General features: G+C 67.0%; 16 protein-coding genes. 5 read left to right on the forward strand and 11 right to left on the reverse strand.

Annotation, left to right across the window (positions count from 1 at the left end):
- Nucleotides 1-49: 49 nt before the first annotated feature.
- The 6 genes from gatB to ACHQ4I_RS11385 form a co-directional block, all read right to left on the reverse strand.
- The gene (gene gatB / locus ACHQ4I_RS11360; RefSeq protein WP_420771661.1) at nucleotides 50-1,555 is read right to left on the reverse strand and encodes an Asp-tRNA(Asn)/Glu-tRNA(Gln) amidotransferase subunit GatB; all 1,506 of its coding nucleotides are present in this window, start codon (nucleotides 1,553-1,555) and stop codon (nucleotides 50-52) included.
- Between the two features lie 129 nt (nucleotides 1,556-1,684).
- The gene (locus ACHQ4I_RS11365; RefSeq protein WP_420771662.1) at nucleotides 1,685-3,067 is read right to left on the reverse strand and encodes an alpha/beta hydrolase family protein; all 1,383 of its coding nucleotides are present in this window, start codon (nucleotides 3,065-3,067) and stop codon (nucleotides 1,685-1,687) included.
- A 59-nt stretch (nucleotides 3,068-3,126) separates the two neighbouring features.
- On the reverse strand, nucleotides 3,127-3,570 hold the full coding sequence (locus tag ACHQ4I_RS11370; RefSeq protein WP_420771663.1) for a hypothetical protein: 444 nt from the start codon (nucleotides 3,568-3,570) through the stop codon (nucleotides 3,127-3,129).
- A gap of 55 nt (nucleotides 3,571-3,625) precedes the next feature.
- Nucleotides 3,626-4,660 (reverse strand): ATP-dependent 6-phosphofructokinase, encoded by a 1,035-nt coding sequence (locus ACHQ4I_RS11375; RefSeq protein WP_420771664.1) that lies wholly within the window; start codon nucleotides 4,658-4,660, stop codon nucleotides 3,626-3,628.
- Nucleotides 4,661-4,731: 71 nt separating this feature from the next.
- Nucleotides 4,732-6,849: a protein kinase domain-containing protein gene (locus ACHQ4I_RS11380; protein WP_420771665.1), complete on the reverse strand. Its 2,118-nt coding sequence runs from the start codon at nucleotides 6,847-6,849 to the stop codon at nucleotides 4,732-4,734.
- 197 nt (nucleotides 6,850-7,046) lie between these two features.
- Nucleotides 7,047-7,925, reverse strand: coding sequence for a serine hydrolase (locus ACHQ4I_RS11385; protein WP_420771666.1), 879 nt, complete (start codon nucleotides 7,923-7,925; stop codon nucleotides 7,047-7,049).
- Nucleotides 7,926-8,745: 820 nt separating this feature from the next.
- Between ACHQ4I_RS11385 and ACHQ4I_RS11390 the strand changes: the two genes are divergently transcribed.
- Nucleotides 8,746-9,228, forward strand: coding sequence for an adenosine-specific kinase (locus ACHQ4I_RS11390; RefSeq protein WP_420771667.1), 483 nt, complete (start codon nucleotides 8,746-8,748; stop codon nucleotides 9,226-9,228).
- 130 nt (nucleotides 9,229-9,358) lie between these two features.
- Here ACHQ4I_RS11390 and ACHQ4I_RS11395 read toward each other — a convergent pair whose 3' ends face one another.
- Together ACHQ4I_RS11395 and ACHQ4I_RS11400 are read right to left on the reverse strand one after the other, a co-directional pair.
- Nucleotides 9,359-10,546, reverse strand: coding sequence for an NADH:flavin oxidoreductase (locus tag ACHQ4I_RS11395; protein WP_420771668.1), 1,188 nt, complete (start codon nucleotides 10,544-10,546; stop codon nucleotides 9,359-9,361).
- Entirely contained in the window at nucleotides 10,546-11,127 is a 582-nt protein-coding gene (locus ACHQ4I_RS11400) for a TetR family transcriptional regulator (RefSeq protein WP_420771669.1), read from the reverse strand. The genes ACHQ4I_RS11395 and ACHQ4I_RS11400 overlap by 1 nt, the downstream gene beginning before the upstream one ends.
- Nucleotides 11,128-11,279: 152 nt before the next feature.
- Between ACHQ4I_RS11400 and ACHQ4I_RS11405 the strand changes: the two genes are divergently transcribed.
- The gene (locus ACHQ4I_RS11405; RefSeq protein WP_420771670.1) at nucleotides 11,280-11,675 is read left to right on the forward strand and encodes a DUF488 domain-containing protein; all 396 of its coding nucleotides are present in this window, start codon (nucleotides 11,280-11,282) and stop codon (nucleotides 11,673-11,675) included.
- A gap of 24 nt (nucleotides 11,676-11,699) precedes the next feature.
- Here the strand turns inward: ACHQ4I_RS11405 and ACHQ4I_RS11410 are convergent, their stop codons facing one another.
- The 3 genes from ACHQ4I_RS11410 to ACHQ4I_RS11420 are packed head-to-tail and all read right to left on the reverse strand — an operon-like array spanning nucleotide 11,700 to nucleotide 15,960.
- On the reverse strand, nucleotides 11,700-13,829 hold the full coding sequence (locus ACHQ4I_RS11410; protein WP_420771671.1) for a serine/threonine-protein kinase: 2,130 nt from the start codon (nucleotides 13,827-13,829) through the stop codon (nucleotides 11,700-11,702).
- Between the two features lie 53 nt (nucleotides 13,830-13,882).
- On the reverse strand, nucleotides 13,883-14,569 hold the full coding sequence (locus ACHQ4I_RS11415) for a response regulator (protein ID WP_420772653.1): 687 nt from the start codon (nucleotides 14,567-14,569) through the stop codon (nucleotides 13,883-13,885).
- Between the two features lie 5 nt (nucleotides 14,570-14,574).
- On the reverse strand, nucleotides 14,575-15,960 hold the full coding sequence (locus ACHQ4I_RS11420) for a sensor histidine kinase (RefSeq protein WP_420771672.1): 1,386 nt from the start codon (nucleotides 15,958-15,960) through the stop codon (nucleotides 14,575-14,577).
- Between the two features lie 158 nt (nucleotides 15,961-16,118).
- On the opposite strand from ACHQ4I_RS11420, the gene ACHQ4I_RS11425 reads away from it, so the two are divergent.
- The 3 genes from ACHQ4I_RS11425 (at nucleotide 16,119) to ACHQ4I_RS11435 (ending at nucleotide 19,753) form a co-directional block, all read left to right on the forward strand.
- A complete protein-coding gene (locus ACHQ4I_RS11425; RefSeq protein ID WP_420771673.1) occupies nucleotides 16,119-16,472 on the forward strand; it encodes a hypothetical protein in 354 nt (117 codons plus the stop codon).
- A gap of 75 nt (nucleotides 16,473-16,547) precedes the next feature.
- Nucleotides 16,548-17,264, forward strand: coding sequence for an ABC transporter ATP-binding protein (locus ACHQ4I_RS11430; RefSeq protein WP_420771674.1), 717 nt, complete (start codon nucleotides 16,548-16,550; stop codon nucleotides 17,262-17,264).
- Nucleotides 17,261-19,753, forward strand: a complete 2,493-nt coding sequence (locus ACHQ4I_RS11435; protein WP_420771675.1) for an ABC transporter permease — start codon at nucleotides 17,261-17,263, stop codon at nucleotides 19,751-19,753. The genes ACHQ4I_RS11430 and ACHQ4I_RS11435 overlap by 4 nt, the downstream gene beginning before the upstream one ends.
- Nucleotides 19,754-19,789: the final 36 nt, after the last annotated feature.

A 19,789-nucleotide genomic window follows, 5' to 3' on the forward strand; every position in this document is an offset into this window, starting at 1 on the left:
GGGGACCGGTCCAGTTTCGTTCGGTAATGCGTCGGCTTCCGCCGGGAACTCAGGCGCAGGCCTCGAGCACGAGTTCGCGCACGCGCGCCGCATCCGCCTGGCCGCGAGTGGCCTTCATGACATCACCGACGATCTTGCCCGCGGCCTGCACCTTGCCCGAGCGGATCTTCTCGGCGATATCGGGATTGGCCTCCAGCGCCTTGTGCACCTCGGCCTGCAGCGCGGTCTCGTCGCTGACCATGCCCAGGCCCTTGGTCTCGACGATCTGCGCCGGATCGCCCTCGCCCGCCAGCACGAAGTCGACGACCTGCTTGGCGACCTTGTTGTTCACCGTCTTCGATTCGACGAGCTTGATCACCTCGGCCACCTGGGTGGGCGTGATGGGCAGTTCCTCCAGGGAAACCTCACGCTCCTTGGCTTTTTCGGTGAGGTAGGCGACCCACCACGAGCGGGCCTCGTTGGCCGGGGCGCCCGCGTCGACGGTGGCGATGATGAGATCCAGCGCGCCCGCGTTCACCAGGTCGCGCATGACCTCATCGGACAGTCCCCAGTCGGACTGGATGCGAGCGCGGCGCAGCCACGGGTACTCCGGAATGGTGCCGCGCAGCTGCTCCACCCAATCCGCTTCGGGCGCAACGGGTTCCAGGTCCGGCTCGGGGAAGTAGCGGTAGTCCTCTGCGGTCTCCTTGCGACGACCGGGCGAGGTGGTGCCGTCGGCCTCGTGAAAGTGCCTGGTCTCCTGCACGATCGAGCCGCCGTCGGCCAGAATGGCGCCCTGGCGGCGCATTTCGAAGCGGACCGCGACCTCGACGCTCTTGAGCGAGTTGACGTTCTTGGTCTCGGTGCGGGTGCCGAATTCCGTTGCGCCGATGAGCATCAGCGAAACGTTGGCATCGCAGCGCAACGAGCCCTGCTCCATCTTGACGTCGGAGACCTGCAGTGACTTCAGAACCTCGCGCAGCGCGGTGACGTAGGCACGGGCCACCTCCGGCGCGCGCTCCCCTGCCCCGGTGACCGGCTTGGTGACGATCTCGATCAGCGGCACCCCGGCCCGGTTGTAGTCCAGCAGCGAATGGCTCGCGCCGTGGATGCGGCCGGTCGAGCCACCGATGTGGGTGGACTTGCCGGTGTCCTCTTCCATATGCGCGCGCTCGATCTCGACGCGGAAGGTGCTGCCGTCGTCGAGCACCACGTCGAGGTGTCCGTTGGTGGCGATCGGCTCGTCGTACTGGCTGATCTGGTAGTTCTTCGGCTGGTCCGGGTAGAAGTAGTTCTTGCGCGCGAACCGGCCCCACGGGGTGATCGTGCAGTTCAGCGCCAGCCCGATCCGGATCGCCGACTCCACGGCCTGCTGGTTCACCACCGGCAGCGAGCCGGGCAGACCGAGGCACACGGGGCAAACCTGAGTATTGGGAGCCGCGCCGAACTCGGTCGGGCAACCGCAGAACATCTTGGTCGCGGTGTTCAGCTCGACGTGAACCTCCATGCCGAGCACCGGCTCGAACCGGTCGATGACATCGGCATAGTCCATCAAGTCGACGGTGGGTGCACTCATGACTGCGCCTCGCTGGCGCTCGGCTCCGTCATGACCGCACCCATGGCGGCTGTGCCGATTTTTCGCTCGCTGCGCTCGCTCATAGCGATCAGTCTATTGACCCCTTCAGCTCCCCCGCCACGCGGTTGGTCAGCGGGTCGGGACGTGCTGTTCGAGCCACGCGGTGACATAGCTGAGGACCTCGGGCGAGATGGTCGTCTCGATCGAGGTGTACTCGCTGGGAAGGCCGGAGTTCGCCGGTTGCATGAGGTGGTTGAGGTCCGGGAAGACGTGGATGGTGACGTCGGGGTCGGCGGCGAGGCGGTCGCGCATCGGTTGTTCGTTCTGCGTGGCGAGCACCTGCATGTCCTTGGTGCCGAAGAAGGCCAGGACCGGGATGCGCAGCGCGGTGAGCGCGGGAACCGGGTCGTAGCTGATGAAGGCCGCCATATAGGCGGTGTTGTAGGCGTCGAGCGTTTCCGAGGAGGCGCGCTGGTTCGCCGGAAGGGATTCGTTGTGGCGGTAGGCGAGATCCTTGGCGGCGGCCAGATCGCCGGAGCGGATCAGATTGGTCCACTCGGTGATGTAGGCGACCTGGTCATCGATCCGCGACTGCGGTGCGCCGGCCGCGCTGAGCAGTGCGCGGTTCTGTTCGATCAGCACCTCCCAGCCCGGCACCGACGGACCGGCCATCAGGATCACGAAGGCGACGCCGCTGTCGGGGCGCGCGGCCACCAGCGGTGCGAGGTAGCCGCCCTCGCTGTGGCCGAACAGGCCGACGCGGGCCGGATCGATCTCCGGGCGGGCGCGCAGGAAGTTCACGCCGGCCGCCGCGTCATTGGCGAGATCGGTGTAGTTGGCGTCGTCGAGTTTGCCGCTGGTGCCGCCGACGCCGCGATCATCGGTGCGCAGCACGGCATAGCCCGCGCGGGTGAACGTGTCGGCCAGCAGCAGGAAGGGCTTGTGGTCCATGAGTTCTTCGTTGCGGTCCTGTGGGCCGCTGCCGGAGATCAGCAGGATCGCCGGGAAGGGCCCATTGCCCTCGGGCCTGGTCAGCGTGCCCGCGATGGTGATATCGCCGTCGCGATAGGTGACGTCGTCGGATCGGTACGGGTACGGCGGTTTCGGTTCATCCGCGCGGGCGGGTGGCGCGAGCTTGCCCGGTTGCAACGTCAGCGGCAGGCTCTGGCCAGCTTGCCGGAACTCGCCGACGATGCGGTTGGCGTCCTTGTCCAATTTGCCCTGGAACACCGGGTCGCCCGGTACGTCCGGAATCGCGAATGCCACCCGGTTCGGTTCGGCGGAAACGTCTTTCAACTTCGCGCCGTTCACACCCTGCTGCGGGATGTCGATGGTGGCGCTGCCGTTATCGGCGAACTTCACGCCGACCGACAGCGGCGCGCCGGGCACCTCGATGGCGCCGTGCCAGTCCCCGGTCAGCGACCGCGTCTCACTCTTATCGGATGACGAGCAGCCCGCCACCAGGGCCGCGATCAGGAACACAATTGAGACGAGCCATCGCCCACTGCGCATGCCGCAACAGTACCGATCCGCGCTACCGGTCCAGGGGAGGTGCGGTGGCCCGGCGATCCTCACGCCCCGCGCGCGTATCGAACCGCCGCGGCGATCGCTTCCATATCAAGTTCCAGCGTCGGGTCATCCTCTTGCGCGTCTTGGAATTCCAATATCGCCTCCGATACGCCGCCGCGCCGCGCGACGGTCAACAACTCCCGGCGGACGTATGCCCCGAGCGGCAATTCGGCGGCCCGGGCGCGGCGGCCGAACATGCCGAGGACGTCGGCGGGCAGGTCGTAGACCTGGATGAGCGTCACTGCGTCCGAGTCGAATGCGGGGGTCAGATCGCGGCCCTGGGACTCCAGGAATTCCACGATCGTGTCCACCGAGGTGCGCCTGCGCGCCAGCGCGATGAGTTCCTGACGGACGACGTCCTCGATCGTTATGCCCGCGGCACGGGCACGGCGGCGGAACACCGCGACAGCATCGGTGGGCAGATCGGATACCCGGAGTTGAGCCACGATGACCAGACTAGCTGTGCGACAACGAATTCGGCAGGTCTCGATTGCGCAACAACTAGCCGAAAAAGGCCTCGGCTTCGCGATAACGCTCCTCGGGCACGCGCTTGAGCTGTTTGGTGGCCTCGGACAGCGGCACCAGATCGATGGAAGTGCCGTGCAGCGCGACCATTTGACCGAAATGCCCGGCATGCACGGCCTCGGCGGCATGCAGTCCGAAGCGGGTGGCCAGCACCCGGTCGTACGGGGTCGGGCTGCCGCCGCGCTGGACGTGGCCGAGCACGGTGGTGCGCACCTCCTTGCCGATGCGGCGTTCGATCTCGGCGCCGAGCTGCTGGGCGACACCGGTGAACCGCTCATGGCCGAATTCGTCGATCCCGCCCTCGCGCAGTGCGAATCCGGAATCCGAGGCGGGATGCGCGCCCTCGGCGACCACGCAGATGAAATGCTTATCGCCGCGCTGGAAGCGGCGCTTGATCATCGAGCACACCTCGTCCACGTCGAAGGGCACCTCAGGGACGAGCGTGAGGTGTGCGCCCGCCGCCATGCCCGAGTTGATCGCGATCCAGCCCGCGTGGCGGCCCATCACCTCGACCAGCATGACGCGCTGATGCGATTCCGCGGTGGTGTGCAGCCGGTCGATGGCCTCGGAGGCGATGGACAGTGCGGTGTCGTGGCCGAAAGTGACGTCGGTGCAGTCGATGTCGTTATCGATGGTCTTGGGGACGCCGACCACCGGGACACCCTCGTCGGACAGCCAGCTGGCCGCGGTGAGGGTGCCTTCGCCGCCGATCGGGATCAGCGCCTCGATGCCGTTGTCGTCGAGGGTGCGTTTGATCTGTTCCAGTCCGGCGAGCAACTTATCGGGATTGGTGCGGGCGGTGCCGAGCATGGTGCCGCCCTTGGTGAGCAGGCGGTCGGTACGATCGTCGTTCTGGATGGTGATCTTTCGGTCTTCGAGTAGGCCGCGCCAGCCGTCCTGGAAGCCGATGATCGCGTCGCCGTATCGCCCGTTCGCGGTGCGAACGACGGCACGGATGACCGCGTTCAGTCCTGGACAGTCGCCGCCTCCGGTCAAGACTCCGATGCGCATGGCGCATATCTTGCACCGATTCGGGCGATCATGCGGGCGCACCCCCGTGAACCCTAGGTAACGGCTATGCCTCAATACACATAGACAATGGCGTTCTCGCCGCCGCTGCAGGTCGCGAATTGGTCACCGGCCGTGCAATTCATCTTGTAGTCCCGGTTATTGACCGGGCTGTGCGCCATAACGGACCGGTCGGTAATGGTGTTGTTACCGCCGTCGGCGTACGCCTTGCGCACCTCCTCGGCGAAGGCGCAACTGGTGACGGTGGTGCCGATCGCGGACGAGGTGAAGCGGCCGAGGGCCGGATACACCTGGGCGCACGGCTTGGCCCCGGCGGGCAGGTGCGCGGGCGGCGTGGTCGTGGGTGGCTGCCTGTCGCCGAAACCATCGCGCGCGTACCAGCCGACGACGCCCGCGATCGCGAGCACGACCAGTACCGCGCCGATCCATACGATGCGCGGGGATCGGCGCGCGGCGGCGGGTGCGCGATCGGGTGGATACGGCGCGTCGGACTGGGGCATCGGCATGTTGGCGGTTTTCGCGAGGGCCTCCGTGGTCGCGTCGAGTGGCGCGATCTCCCGTCGCATCGGATCCGATGGGTGCCGGGGCACGATCGTCGGCTCGAGTCCGCTGATCTGGTGCGGACCGCTGGTGGACTGGGGTCCCCTGCTCGGCTGTCGCCCGCCAGCGGACTGCGCCCCACCAGTTGGCTGCGGCCCGCTGGTGGACTGTGGCCCTCTCGCCGACTGCGGCCCTCCGGTCGGCTGTGACCCGCTGGCGGACTGGGGGCCCACAGCCGCCTGCCCACTGGCAGACTGCGGTCCCCCGCTCGGCTGCGCCCCACGGACTGGTTGAGGTCCGCTAGTGGACTGCGGGCCTCTCGCTGACTGCGACCCGCTCGTGGACTGAGGTCCCCTGATCTGTTGTGACCCGCTGGCAGATTGTGCTCCGGCAGTCGGCTGTGGCCCACGTGGCTGCGGTCCGCTACTGGATTGCGGGCCCCTGGCCAACCGCGGCCCACTGGCGGATTGCGGCCCCGCTGGCGATTGCGGCGCGCCCGACGACTGCGGCCCCCTCGCCAACTGCGAACCGCTGACAGACTGCGGCCCTCCGGTCGATGGTGGCCCGCTACCAGGAGGGGGTCCCGCAGGCGGCTGCGGCTCGCGATTCGACTGCGGCCCAATGGAGGATTGCGGTCCTGGTGGCGATTGCGGCCCGTCTGCTGGCTGGGGTCCGCCAGCCGACTGGCGGCCCACGGTTGATTCGGGTCCGAATGCCGGGAAGATGATGGTGGGCGCGGCGCGTGATGGCTGGTGGGCGATCTGCGACGTCGGCAATTCCGAGTTCGGCATGGAGGATCCGCCCGAGACCGCCGCCCTGGAGGCCGCTGCCAGCGCACCTGCCGTGGGATAGCGGTCGGCGGGCTCCTTGGCCATGCCGCGGGCGATCACCTCGTCCAGTGCGGCGGGGAGTCCGGCGCGCTTGGTGGTCGGGCGAGGCGGTGGTGTCGAAAGGTGGGCGCGGATAAGCGAACTCATGCCGTCCGAGGGGAAAGGTTGTGCGCCGGTGAGGCATTCGAATAGAACGCAGGCCAGCGAGTAGACATCGGCGGTGCCGCCGATCGGGGTGACGTCGAATCGCTCCGGTGCGATATAGCTGTAGGAGCCGATGGCCTGGCCGGTCGCGGTCACGCTCGGATCGTTTTCGGAGCGGGCGATGCCGAAATCGGCGAGGTACGCGAAATCGGATGGGGTGACCAGGATATTGGCCGGTTTGACGTCGCGATGCACCAAGCCCTCGGCATGCGCGGCATCGAGCGCGGCCGCGACCTGTTCGATGATGCCGACCGCGCGGGCCGGGCTCAGCGGACCCTTGTCCCGCAGTACCGAGCGCAGATCACTGCCACGGACCAGGCGCATATCGATGTAGAGGACACCCTCGATCTCGCCCCAGTCGTGGATCGGGACGATATGCGGTTCGGCCAGCCGTGCGGCGACCCGGGATTCGTGCCGGAACCGCTGCTCGAATCGCGGATCGCCCGCCAACCCGATGGGCAGCAGTTTGACCGCGACAACCCGGTCCTTGACCGCGTCGTACGCCTCGTAGACCTCCCCCATACCGCCGCGGCCCAACAGCGCGCGCAATTCGTAGGGACCGAATCGCGTGCCGGCCCGCGACTCCGTTTCGTCCACCCCGTTAACCTCCACCTCGCAGACCCGGCCTCGCGGCCGTGGTTCCGCGACCTCACCCGTTGAGTCGGGATTCTCGGGCGAGGTCGTTACCCGGTCCAGTGTGCGCGCTCAGATCGCCGCACACCCGGCGGGCCACCGCAGTGCGAGTCTTTACCAGCGCAAGTTCGCGGCCCGCGCTCCGTCGCCGCGGACACCGATCAGGAACAGGCGCCGCCGGACAGTTCGTCCAGGTGTTGCGATATCACCGTGGTCAGCTTATCGAGAATGGCCATCCCTTCGGAGAACGAGCCCGAATCGGGTTGTACGGCAATGGCGACCGCGATCTGACCGCCCGGTCCCTCGATCAGACCGAACTGGCGGACCAGGTAGGAGCCGGAAGTGTCGGGCCCCCAGCCGCCCTTGAATTCGGCGCCGGTGAGCCCGCCCAGGCCCCAGCGCTGACTCGACGTGATCTGTTCCATCAGGTCGATCACATTCGCGCTCTGCGGAAGGCACGGCAGTCGGGAGGCGAATCGAACCTGTTCGGTCAGCGACCAATCCGCCTGTCCGAATGCCGAGGCATCCGAACGGGTCTTGGTTGCGGGCACCGTGGTCTTGGTGTCGCCGCCCTCGCGCAGCACGGCCTCGACCGCCTTGGCCGCCTCCTGGCCGGTGCCGAGCGACTGCCAGAGCGTATCCGCGGCGGCGTTGTCGGACTGGGTGATCGCCGCGGTCGCCGCATAGCTCGAACTCGTCGAGCTCTTGCGGAATGCCGCAATCGTCAACGGAACCTTCATCGTCGACCAAGCGGGTCCGGTGGTCCAGTCGCCGAAGGTCACCATCTTCTCGCCGCCGACCGGCATGACCGCCATGCCGAGCTTGCCGTGCACGCTCACCTGCAGTTCCTGGAATCCGGCCGCCAGCGTGCCGGGCACGGTGAAGGACAGCTGCTGCTGGTCGGTATGCGCGGCGGCCGCGGTGATGCTGGTCTGCGCCACCGAATTCTTATCCGAACCGCATCCGACCAGCAGGATCAGTCCGGTCAACGCAGTACTAGCGACGGCCACCCGCAGGCGCCGGGATCGATCAAAATACATACTTCGACACATTCTCGTTTCGAACTCCCCCGGGTTTCGATGTCAATACGGCATCCCGACACCGTACTTGGCATTCTCGCGAGCCGCCCACCGCAACCGCGCCGAGGCCATCGAACCGCGCACAGCGACAACGGCTTACGACGTGGTCAACCAGCATGAACACCTCCACTCGCCCACCCGGTGGCCTCGGTCGACCGCGACGCACGCACGCCGCCGCCGACCAAACCCGTGAACTCATCCTCGGATGAACGTACTCGACAGCTTCGCCACATCCCACTTTCGCTCGCTTGGGCAACTCGCCGAGCGTAGTGAAATGGCGGTCGAATGCAGCGTGGGCGACCACCATTCGACTACGTTCGACCGAACTCCTCGGGCCGGGGCTGGGTGCGGTGGCGCCCCGGACGGCTGGCGGCATGCTCAGAAGCCGAACGGATTGCGCGAGTTCGACTGGGGCGCAAGCTTTCCCGCCTGCACCAGATATGCGTTGGCCTGCGGCTTGCGCGGGCAGCCTCGTCATGACGGCGTTCGACTACACCGCGAGGGCACAGAGTATCGAGGTGGCCGCGGGGGTGATGTGCCATCGGACCCAGTCGGCGATCTGGACCCACCGCAATCAGGATGCAGCCACGCGACCTCCGATCGCCGATCCTCGGACGGTCGACCTCGTCCTTGCTCAGGCCACGCGGGCGTATTCATTCGCTGGACGTAAGCCGGAGGCTTGGTCGCTGCTGGATCGAATATTTGCGCTGGTCCGGCCGGTTGGGCAGGCCGGGGCGTGTCGCCCTGGCGTATAAGTGGGTGGGCGGCGCAGGATAGGGCGATGGAGCTGACTTCGGTACACATCGATAAGCCGGACGATCTCAATGTCATCATCGGGCAGGCTCACTTCATCAAGGCCGTTGAGGACCTGCACGAGGCACTGGTGGGGATCAGTCCGCATCTGCGATTCGGGTTGGCATTTTGTGAGGCGTCGGGGCTGCGGCTGGTCCGGACCTCCGGTAATGACGATGATCTGACCGAGCTCGCCGCAAAGAATGCGGTGGCGTTGGGCGCGGGACATTCGTTCATCGTCTTTCTGCGCGAGGGGTATCCGGTCAATGTGCTCAATGCGGTGCAGCAGGTTCCGGAGGTCTGCGGAATCTATTGCGCGACAGCCAATCCGGTCGAGGTTTTGATTGCCGAGACGGAATTGGGCAGAGGGATTCTCGGCGTTGTCGATGGTGGCCCGCCGCTCGGCGTCGAATCTCCGGACGACCAGCGAGACCGCAAACAGTTGCTGCGCCAGATCGGCTATAAGTTGTAGACCGCTCACCGATTACCGAGCCGAAATGACCAACCGCCACCGCCGGTGATTTCGAGCCGGGGGGTGGTTCCGGTCGATCGCCGACAGGCACATTGGTGAGGGTAGGGCGCGCGAATGCCGACGCGACGTGCTACCTGCGCAAACTCGGTGGATCCTGATCGACTCGCAGCACACAGCGGGTGCCGGTGTAGATCGTCGGCATGCATTCGTTGCAGTGGATACATGCCGATCGGGTGCGCTGATCGGCTTGGATGCGGCGCAGCAGATCTGGTTCGCGCAGCAGCGCCCGCCCCATGGCGACGAAGTCGAACCCCTCGTCCATCGCACATTGCATCGAGTCGAAATCGGTGATGCCGCCCAACAGAATCAGCGGCATCGACAACTCCCCGCGGAACCGACGGGCGCGCTCGAGCAGATATGCGTCGCGATACGGATATTCGCGCAGGAAGGCCCGGCCCATCAGGCGAAACCCCCAACGTGCCGGCGCGGGAAGCACTTTCGCGAATTCCCTGCGCGGTGCGGTGCCGTGGAACAGCAGCATCGGGTTGAGCAGTGAGCTGCCGGCGGTCAGCTCCAAAGCATCCAATGCGCCATCGGCCTCCAGCCACGCCGCCACCTGCAATGACTCCGGAACCGAAAGTCCACCGCGCACACCGTCTTCCATATTGAGTTTGGCGATCACGGCCAAGCGTCCGCCCACCGCCTCGCGCACCGCGAGCGCGACCTCACGAGCCAGACGTGCCCGGTTGGCCGGGGATCCCCCGTAGCGATCCTTGCGCCGATTCAACAGCGGACTCAGGAACGAACTCACCAAATAGTTATGGCCGAAATGGATTTCGACCGCATCGAAGCCCGCCTGCTCCGCCAGTCGGGCCGCATTCGCGAAATCGGCTATGACTCCCGCGATTTCGGCCAGATCGGGAACACGCATGGGACGCATGCTGAGCGGACTGAACATCCGGCTCGGCGCCAACGCGGGCGCGCGATTGGATGCGGCATTGGCCACCGGACCCGCATGTCCGAGTTGGGCGCTGGCCGCCGCTCCTTCGGCGTGCACGGCGTCGGTGAGTTCGCGCAATCCGGCAACGGCCTCGGGGCGCATCCAGATCTGATGCCGGTCGGTGCGTCCGCCGGGCGATATCGCGCAGTAGGCGACGGTCGTCATTCCCACCCCACCGGCCGCGACTTCCCGATGGAAATCGATCAATTCGTCGGTGACCAGCGCGTCGGGTGTCCGTCCCTCGAAGGTCGCGGCCTTGATCACCCTGTTGCGCAACGTGATCGGACCCAGCGTGGTCGGCGCGAATACCTCGTTCATCATTTCTCTCCCGTCGCCGCGGTCAGCCCCGCCACCACGAAATCGCGCAGGGTGCGCACCGCCTCGTCCGACATCTCGCGCTCCCCGGTGCCGACACCGCCGAACTGCACGATGATCAATTCGAATGCCAACGTCCACCGCCGCCGACTCTCGCCTTCGCTCACCCCCGGCAGCAAGCCGACCCAGGCGTCCATCCGGAACCAATGCCGACGCCACATGGCCGGATGCCGCCCGAGGACGAACTGGGCCAGCAGCCGCAGGTGCAGCCGCCCGACCGGATCGGCCGCCAACCCGATGAACGGCTCGATCACCGCGTCCACGACCGCCGCCACCGTGCCGTGCGCGTCGGTCACCTCGGTCAGCCGTTCGGCCCACAGCGACCCGAGCCGGTCCTCCAGCAATGCCGCGACCAGCGCCTCCTTCGACCCGAAGTGATAGTGCACCGCAGCCGAATTCGCCCCCGCCGCCGCACACACCGCCCGCACCGACACATCGTCGTACCGCTCGGTCAGCAATAGCCGCTCAGCCGCCAGCAACAGCCGCTCCCGAGTCCCCGCCGCCTCCGATATCCGCTCCGTCATGCCGGAAGTCAACCACGATTCAATCATCGATTCAACCATTGATTGAATCGATGATTGACCAGCGTGCGGCTATCATTGGGCCACCGCGCACGCTGCGCAGGATTCGGATGGCGAAGTCTGGGGCGATGACGACCTGATCAGGACGGGGCATGATGAGTCAGCACGTCGACTACCGGAGAATCTATGAGGCGCCGATCCCCTCGGATGGCACCCGGGTGCTCGTCGACCGGGTCTGGCCGCGCGGAATACGCAAAGCGGATGCGCACCTGGACGAGTGGATGCGCGATATCGCGCCATCGACCGAACTGCGCAAGTGGTACGGACACCAGCCGGAGCGGTTCGACGAATTCCGTCGCCGATATCTGGCCGAATTGCGGGACGCGCAGCACCGCGACGCCGTCGCACACCTGCGGGAGATCGCCAGCGAACATCCGGTGACACTGTTGACCGCCACCCGCGACGTCGACCACAGCCAGGCCGCAGTCCTCGCGGACTGGATTGCGGCGCAGGCGAATTCACCCGGCGAGCGATCCCGTAAGGGCAGCTAGCCGGTCCCGCGCCACTAACACCCGCTAGTAGACGTAGACCACCGCGTTCTCGCCGCCGGTGCATGTCACCAGCGGTCCGTCGGCGACGCAGTTCATCGTGTAGGTGCGGCCGGTGACCGGGCTGGTCGCCACTACCGAGCGCGATGAGCGTGAGACGTTGGTGGCGGCGGAGTCGGCGTAGGCCTTGCGGACCGCTTCGGCGAAACCGCAACTGGTGACCGAGGATCCGGTGGCCGATTGGCTGAAGGTGCCGGTCACCGGTTGGCCGGTCGTGCACTGCGTCGCACCCGCGGGCAGGGTGACCGAGGTGGGTGCGGCCTTGGTGGTCGAGGTCGACGGCGGTGTCGAACCGCCCGTGGTGCGGGCAGCCGTGGTGGTCACCTGCGCGCCCGCCTGGGCGTCACTCGAATTCCCGGAGTCGCGGGAACCCATTACCTGCCAGCCGATGGCACCGCCGACGGCGAGCACGACGATGACGAAGACGGCGACCATGATGGGCAGCACGATCGAACGGTCGCGCTGCTGATAGGGGTCCTGGCCGTAGTAGTCGTCCGCGTACTCGGGCTCGGCATAGCCGCCCTGCGGGGGGTATTCGGACGCGGGCGGGTACTGCGGCGTGCGATAGGGGTTTGCCGCCGCGTGCGCGGGGCCGGGCGGTGGCTCGAACGGCGGTGCGCTGGAGAAGGGCTGCGGGATGCGGCGAGTCTCCGGAGCGGGCGAAAACTGTTGCGCGCCATCCGGGTACTGCTGCTCGGGGTACTGCTGTTCCGGGTACCCGGCGTCAGGGTAATGCGACTCCGGATATCGCTGGGTCTGCTCGGCCTGCGACATCTCCGAATACCGCGATTGATTCCGATACTGCTCGGTCGGCGGGGTCTGCGAGCCGCCTGAATACTCCGACGACCGCGGGTACTGCGAACCACCCGGATGCTCCAGGGTCTGCGAGCCCCCCAGGTACTCCGGAGTCTGCGAACCCACCGGGAACTGCGGATACTGCTGCCCCGAATACTCCGCATCCTGCGGCGACTCCGAATACAGATGCGCATCCGGAAACGGCCGCACCGGCCGCGCGGTCCCGGGCGACCCGAGCGGCGGCCCCGCGGGCTGCTGCGGCGGCAACGGCGTGAACTGCAGGTCGGCGGGCGAGATCACCGTCGGCCCCGTCGGATGGATCACCGCGGGAATCGACAGCTCCGCCGTCGCATCCGCGGGCACCTGATTGCGGTGCACCACAGCCTGATCCGACGGACCACGCGAGGGATCGGGCGGACGCACGATCAGCGTCGGGGTGCTCGCGGCCGGCGCGGTGGACAGCGCGGCACGAGCGGCGCGTGCCAGATCGGATGCGGTCGGGAAGCGATCGGCTGGCTCCTTGGCCATGCCGCGGGCGATCACCTCGTCCATCGCCGCCGGAATGCCCGGTCGCTGCACGCTCGGTCGCGGCGGCGGCTCGGAAACATGCGACCGGATAAGCACACTCATGCTGCCGGCCGGGAACGGTGTTGCCCCGGTGAGGCATTCGTGCAGCACACAGGCCAGGGAGTAGATATCGGCGCGACCGGTCACCGGGCCGACATCGAACCGCTCGGGCGCCATATAGGCATAGGAACCGATGGCCATGCCCGTTTGGGTCATCGCGCTGTCGCCCTCGGTGCGGGCGATGCCGAAGTCGACCAGGTACGCGAAATCCGCGTCGGTCACCAGGATATTGGCCGGTTTGACATCGCGGTGCACCAGACCGTCGGCATGCGCGGCGTCCAGGCCGGCGGCAATCTGCTCGATGATCCCGATCGCACGCTCGGCGCTCATCGCCCCCTGGTCACGCAGAATGCCGCGCAGGTCGGTGCCCGGCACCAGCCGCATATCGATGAACAGCACACCGTCGATCACGCCCCAGTCGTGGATCGGGATGATGTGCGGCTCGGCCAGCCGGGCGGCGGCCTGTGATTCGCGGCGGAAACGCACCTGGTAGATGGGATCTTTGGCGAGTTCCTCGGACAGCAGCTTGACCGCGACCACGCGGTCCTTCACCGTGTCGTACGCCTCGTAGACCTCGCCCATGCCCCCCTTACCGAGCAGCGATCTGAGCTCATAAGGCCCGAACCGACTATCGGCTCTCCATCCAGGTCCGTCCACCCCGTCAATCCTCCACATCCCGGGCAAGATCGCCCACCGCCATCAGGGTCGTGCGCGATCGGGGCTGCCCGTCAACCTGTGGATTGTCCTGGTGCGACCACCCCGTGGTCAAACGCAAACACTATAGCGGCGGCCCGATCCCGCAGCTCCAGTTTGCCGAATATGTGTCCGACATGGCTCTTCACGGTGACTTCGGAGATGCCGAGTTCGCGCGCGATCTCCGCGTTGACGCGGCCGCGTCCGATCAACTCGAGCACTTCGTACTCGCGTGCGGTGAGTTCGGCGAGTCTGCTGTCGTCGCGGATGGCGACCGGGCGCACCGTCCGATACGCCGAGAGCACCCGCCCGGTGACCGACGGGTCCAGCCAGGCCCCGCCGAAGGCGACCGTGCGCACCGCTCGGATCAGATCCTCGGCGGGCGAATCCTTGAGGATGAACCCGGCCGCCCCGGCGCGCAACGCACCGGAAAGCAACTGGTCATCGTCGAAGGTGGTGAGCACCAACACCGGTGGCGCGCCCTCGCGCGAGCGCAGTGTCCGGGTCGCGTCGATACCGCCGACGCGCTTCATGCGCAGATCCATGAGCACCACATCGGGACGGCTGGCCGCGACGGCGGCGGGCACCTCGTCACCATCGGCACATTCGTTGACGACGAATCCATCGCGCCGCCGCAGGATCCGGCGCAGTCCGCCGCGCACCAACTCCTGATCATCGACAACCAGAACGGTGACGGCGTCCTCGCCACCGGCCGCAGACACCGAGGTCACGCGCCCTCCCCCAGCACGCCGTCACGCCGAATGCCCTCGGCTCTGTCACGCACCGCGCTCGCGGCCCCATGGACCATGTCCGGCAAACCGCACGACATCGACCAGCCCCGCGCACCGCTCAATGGGAACTCGGCCCGCACCATCCAGCCGTCGTCGTAGGGTCCGGCCTTGATCCGGCCGCCGAGCAGCTCGGCGCGCTGACGCATACCGGACAAACCCATCCCGCCGCCGAGATCCGGCGGCAATCCATTGGGCAGCGTGTTGTTCACGATGAGCCGGGCCACCGTCGAGTCCACCTCCAACAGCACGGTCGCGGTCGCGCCGGGCGCATGTTTGATGACGTTGGCCAGGGATTCCTGGCCGATCCGATAGAGCGCGAGCCCGACCGCGGCCGAAATCGCGGTCAGATCCTCGGCGCGGGAGTAACGGACATCGAGCCCGGCACCCTCGAAGTCACCGACCAGATCATCGAGATCGCGGATACCGGGCTCCGGCACGAGTTTCGAGGGCCGCGCGTCGAGCAGGCCGATGGTGCGGCGGATATCGGCCATGGCCTGTCTGCCGAGGCGCTCGGCGTCGACCAACGCGTCCACCGCTTCGTCCACATCGCGATCGGTCTGCAGCGCGTGCCGGGCCGCGGTCAGGTGCAGCAGGGTGATGCTGAGCGAATGCGCGATGACGTCGTGCACCTCGCGCGCGATCCGTCGGCGCTCCTCGTCGGCGGCGCGCGCGGCCAGGATCTGCTGGCTCTGACGTTCCTGATACAGGAATTTGCGCTGGTACTGCAGCATCACGCCGACCAGCCAGCCGAGCGCGATCCCGAGGGTGTACATCTGGATGCCCTGCAACCGCTGGCCGGTCACACTCCACATCAGGTGTCCGGCCGCGTCGAAGAGGACCAACTCGAAAGCCGCGACCAGCGCGAACAACGCACTGAAGCGTTTGCGCACGATGGCCGCCACCTCGCCGACCATCACCACCAAGATGAACGGGGAGAAGTCGGCCGATGCCGGCTGGGTGAGCAGGATCGCCGTCGCGGTCAGTCCGGAGACCGCGAGCAGGATCGGGCTCGGTGTCACGCCGAAGAAGCAGAACAGCGGCACCGAAACGAAGATCAGCATGACCGCCAGAATCGGCAGCGCCGTCGGAAAGTAGTCGTGTCGCTGGATGATCGCGCCGCCCCCGACGACGAGCAGGGCGGCGTCGGCACTGATCATTACCGAGGGCGGGTAGTCGAAGGGCAACTCTTCGAGATTGCGGCGGATGACCGCGACGGGATTGCGCAAGAAGGCGACGAACCGGTCCCGCACGCGCCCACTCTCGCGGAACGGTATCGCCGGTTGGGCGCCCGCCGACGATGCGATGGCGTGGGTCACATCCATCCTGTAAGGCTAACCGCCAGGTCGGGGCCGGTACATCGTGCCCGAAGCGGGCCACGGCTCCTACCGCGGTAGGAGATCGATTCGCGTCCACGGCACGAAGACACCGTATTTTCCCGTCCGTAGCGTGGGATCTACCTAATCACGGAAAGGCATATGCCATGTCCGATATTGTCGAGCGGCACAGCAGTCGCAACGGTTGGGATGATCAACACCACCGAACCGAGATCGTGCACACCGTGCTCACCCGCGCGGCCATCGACCCGGCCAGTCCGAACCTGTTCGCGGACATCCCGGAACTGGACCGGTTGTTCGGCGGACCGGAAGGCCTCTTGCTCACGCTGCTATATCGATGGAACATCCATCTCGACGCGAAATTGGAGCAGGCGCTGGTGCAGGGCCAATCCGCGGTCGAGGCCTATCTCGAACTCGCGGCCGAACAACCGGTCCTGCGTGCCGTCCTCGACGCGCAGTCCCGGCGCAACGACCAGGCATCCGAGGCGATGGCGCGATAACGCGCTGGCGCGGCACCGCACTGGGCAACAATCGACCAAGATCGAATACATCACGAAAGAGGGTGGGGGACCGCCATGTCGGACCAGGCCATGCTGGAACTGACGGATATCACCAAGGAGTACCGCATCGGCGAACAGACGGTGCGCGCGCTCGACGGCATCAGCCTGCGCATCGAATCCGGTGAATTCACCTCGATCATCGGACCGTCCGGCTCGGGTAAGAGCACGCTGCTGCATCTGCTCGGCGCACTCGACACCCCCGACTCCGGTTCGATCCGCTTCCAGGGCGAGGAGATCAGCGGCCTGGACGACGACCGGCAGTCCGAGTTCCGCCGCCACCGCGTCGGTTTCATCTTCCAGTTCTTCAACCTGCTGCCCACCCTCACCGCCTGGGAGAATGTCGCGATACCGCGGCTGCTGGACGGCACCGGATTACGCAAGGCCAAGCCGCAGGCGCTGGAACTGCTCGACCGGGTCGGGCTGAGCGACCGGGCCGACCATCGCCCCGGGGAGTTGTCCGGCGGTCAGATGCAGCGGGTCGCGGTGGCGCGGGCGCTGATCATGGACCCGCCGCTGATCCTGGCCGACGAACCGACCGGCAACCTGGACTCCAAGACCGGTGCGTCCATTCTGAAACTGCTCGGCGATATCGCGGGCAACGGTAATTCGGTGGTGATGGTGACCCACGATATGGGTGCGATCGAATATTGCGACCGGGTGATCACGTTGCGCGACGGGCAGATCGGCTCCAATGACAAGGTCGATATCGACAAGCGGATGGTGCGCGCATGATCGGCGCCGCCTGGGATCGGTTGCGGCTGTTCAATATCGGCGAACTACTCGCCCACCGTGGCCGCACCCTCATGTCCCTCACGGTGATGGCCATCTCGGCCTCGCTGCTGGTCGCGGTGTTCAGCATCTCCGGCTCGGTCACCGGTTCGGTGGACCGGCTCACCCGCAGCCTCGGCGGCAAGGCCGCACTGGAGGTCACCGGGATCACCGACGCGGGCTTCGATCAGCAAGTGCTGCAACGGATCGCGACCACACCCGGCGTCGACAAGGCGGTGCCGATGTTGCGCGCGCAGGTCGGGTCCGGCGCGGATAAGGCGCTGCTGATCGGCGCCGACACCAGCATCGCCGCACTCGGCAGCGAATTGGGCGCGCCGATGGCCGCGCAGGCGAGCAAGTTGCTCACCGTGCCCAATGGCGTCCTGGTCGGCTCCGGAATGGGTCGCGCCGAGGGGGAACATTTTCAACTCGGCTCCGGAACCGTCACCGTCGCAGCCGTTCTCGATAAACAGACCTCCAAGCAACTCAACGAGGGTCATATCATCGCCGCCCCGCTCGCGCTGGCGCAGAAACTCACCGACCGCGTCGGACGGCTGGACTCCATTCAGATCATCGCGGCCGATGGCACCGATGTCGGCCGGTTGCGCGAAACGCTGACCAAGGTGGTCGAGGGCCGCGCGGTGGTCGCCGACCCGGGGCTGCGCACCGCACAAGCCGGTGGCGCGATCCAGATCGTGCGGTACTCGACGCTCATGTCCTCGGCGGCGGCGCTGATCGTCTCGGCGTTCCTGATCTACAACGCGATGAGTATGGCGGTCGCCCAGCGCAGGCCGGTGTTGTCGATGCTGCGGGCCATCGGCGGCAAGCGCGGGCCGATGGTGCGCGATCTGCTCGTCGAGGCGGCGCTGCTCGGCGTGCTCGGCGGCGCGGGCGGTGCGGTGCTCGGCGTCGCCATGGGCCGCACCGCGATCGAGAAACTGCCCACCGCCATCGTGCAGTCGGTGGAGGCGCGCACCGAATACCTGGTGCCCGGATACGCGATTCCGGTGGCGATCGCCGCCTGCGTGCTGGCCAGTGTCGTGGCGGCCGCCATCGCGGCACGGCAGGTATACAAGGTGGAACCGATCGAGGCGCTGGCTCCGGTGGGGGTGGCGCGCACCGACACGATGAGTCCGGCGATGCGGTGGACCTCGATCGTGCTCGGCGGCGGCCTCGCCGTCGGCGCGATCGCCATCGCCGCGGCCGATCTGGGCCGGGCTTCGCTGGCGTCGATCTCGATGTCGTTCGGTGCGGCGGTGGCATTGTGCTTCGCCGCCACCGGTCCGATCGTGCGCAGCACGGCGGCGATCGCGCGGCGCTTCGGCGCACCGGGCACGCTCGGCGCCACCACCCTCGAACGCGCGCCGCGGCGGGTGTGGGCCACCGCGATGACGGTGATGATCGGCGTGGCCGCGACCGTCGCGATGGGCGGGGCCTCGCGCAATATGGTCGATTCGGCCACCGCGACCTTCGCCGATTTCGGCGGCACCGATCTGTTCGTCAGTCCCAGTTCGATGGAGCAGTTCCCGACGGGTCCCCTGCTGCCCAGCGGATTACGCGAAAAGATCGCCGAGGTTCCGGGTGTCAAGGATGTCAGCCCCGCGCAGATGGCCTTCGCCACGCTCGGCACCGGGCGGGTGATGTTGCAGGGCTATCCGAGCGATGCGGGCGAAACCCGGACCGGGTCGGTGAGTCGAGAAGTCATGGCGCGCTTGGCCGCCGGGGAGGGCGTGGCGATTTCACGCGACGTCGCGCGCTCACTCGGCGTCGGGGCCGGAGCCGAATTGACCCTGCCCACCCCGACCGGCGACCACACCGTGCGGGTGCTGGAGGTGATTCCGTACTTCTCGGCCATCGCCGGCGTGGTCGTGATGAATCTCGACCAGATGCGCGGGTGGTATCAGCGACCCGGTGAAACCGTGCTCGCGGTGGATTTCCAACCGGGCGTTGACAAGTCGGCGGTACAGGCCGCCGTGCGGCGCGTGGTGCCGGCTGATATCCACGTCGACACCGGCGCGAAGGCGGTCGTTGCCATCTCCTCCAGCGTGCGGCAGGGTTCGGCGATGAGCTATGCCATTCTGTGGATCGTGGTGTTGGTGGCCACCGTGGCATTGCTGAACACGCTGATGCTCTCGGTTCTGGAACGCCGTCGCGAACTCGGTGTGCTGCGGGCGATGGGCACCAGCCGCAAGTTCCTGTTGCGCTCGGTGCTCGCGGAGGCCGTCGGCATCGGATTCGTCGGCGCGGCATTAGGTCTCGCGGTCGGCGCCGCGGTCCAGTATCTGGCGACCGTGGCTATCGGGCATGCCATGACCATCGATATCGTGTACCGGCCCAGTCCGATGTTGCTGGTCTACGGCACCGCCGCACTGGCCTTGGCGCTGCTCGGCTCGATTCCGCCCGCGATGCGCGCCGCCCGAATGCCGATCGTGGAGGCATTGGCAGTCGACTGAGTCCGATCGGGACGGCATTCCGCCCTGATCGCGGCC

The sequence above is a fragment of the Nocardia nepalensis genome, assembly GCF_048910785.1.
In the GTDB taxonomy this organism is placed as follows: Bacteria; Actinomycetota; Actinomycetes; order Mycobacteriales; family Mycobacteriaceae; genus Nocardia; species Nocardia nepalensis.

Coding starts and splice junctions, on each gene's coding strand:
- gatB (WP_420771661.1), bottom strand. CDS start 1,555: ATGAGTGCACCCACCGTCGACTTGATGGACTATGCCGATGTCATCGAC.
- ACHQ4I_RS11365 (WP_420771662.1), bottom strand. CDS start 3,067: ATGCGCAGTGGGCGATGGCTCGTCTCAATTGTGTTCCTGATCGCGGCC.
- ACHQ4I_RS11375 (WP_420771664.1), bottom strand. CDS start 4,660: ATGCGCATCGGAGTCTTGACCGGAGGCGGCGACTGTCCAGGACTGAAC.
- ACHQ4I_RS11385 (WP_420771666.1), bottom strand. CDS start 7,925: ATGTATTTTGATCGATCCCGGCGCCTGCGGGTGGCCGTCGCTAGTACT.
- ACHQ4I_RS11390 (WP_420771667.1), top strand. CDS start 8,746: ATGGAGCTGACTTCGGTACACATCGATAAGCCGGACGATCTCAATGTC.
- ACHQ4I_RS11395 (WP_420771668.1), bottom strand. CDS start 10,546: ATGAACGAGGTATTCGCGCCGACCACGCTGGGTCCGATCACGTTGCGC.
- ACHQ4I_RS11400 (WP_420771669.1), bottom strand. CDS start 11,127: ATGACGGAGCGGATATCGGAGGCGGCGGGGACTCGGGAGCGGCTGTTG.
- ACHQ4I_RS11405 (WP_420771670.1), top strand. CDS start 11,280: ATGAGTCAGCACGTCGACTACCGGAGAATCTATGAGGCGCCGATCCCC.
- ACHQ4I_RS11410 (WP_420771671.1), bottom strand. CDS start 13,829: ATGTGGAGGATTGACGGGGTGGACGGACCTGGATGGAGAGCCGATAGT.
- ACHQ4I_RS11420 (WP_420771672.1), bottom strand. CDS start 15,960: ATGGATGTGACCCACGCCATCGCATCGTCGGCGGGCGCCCAACCGGCG.
- ACHQ4I_RS11425 (WP_420771673.1), top strand. CDS start 16,119: ATGTCCGATATTGTCGAGCGGCACAGCAGTCGCAACGGTTGGGATGAT.
- ACHQ4I_RS11430 (WP_420771674.1), top strand. CDS start 16,548: ATGTCGGACCAGGCCATGCTGGAACTGACGGATATCACCAAGGAGTAC.
- ACHQ4I_RS11435 (WP_420771675.1), top strand. CDS start 17,261: ATGATCGGCGCCGCCTGGGATCGGTTGCGGCTGTTCAATATCGGCGAA.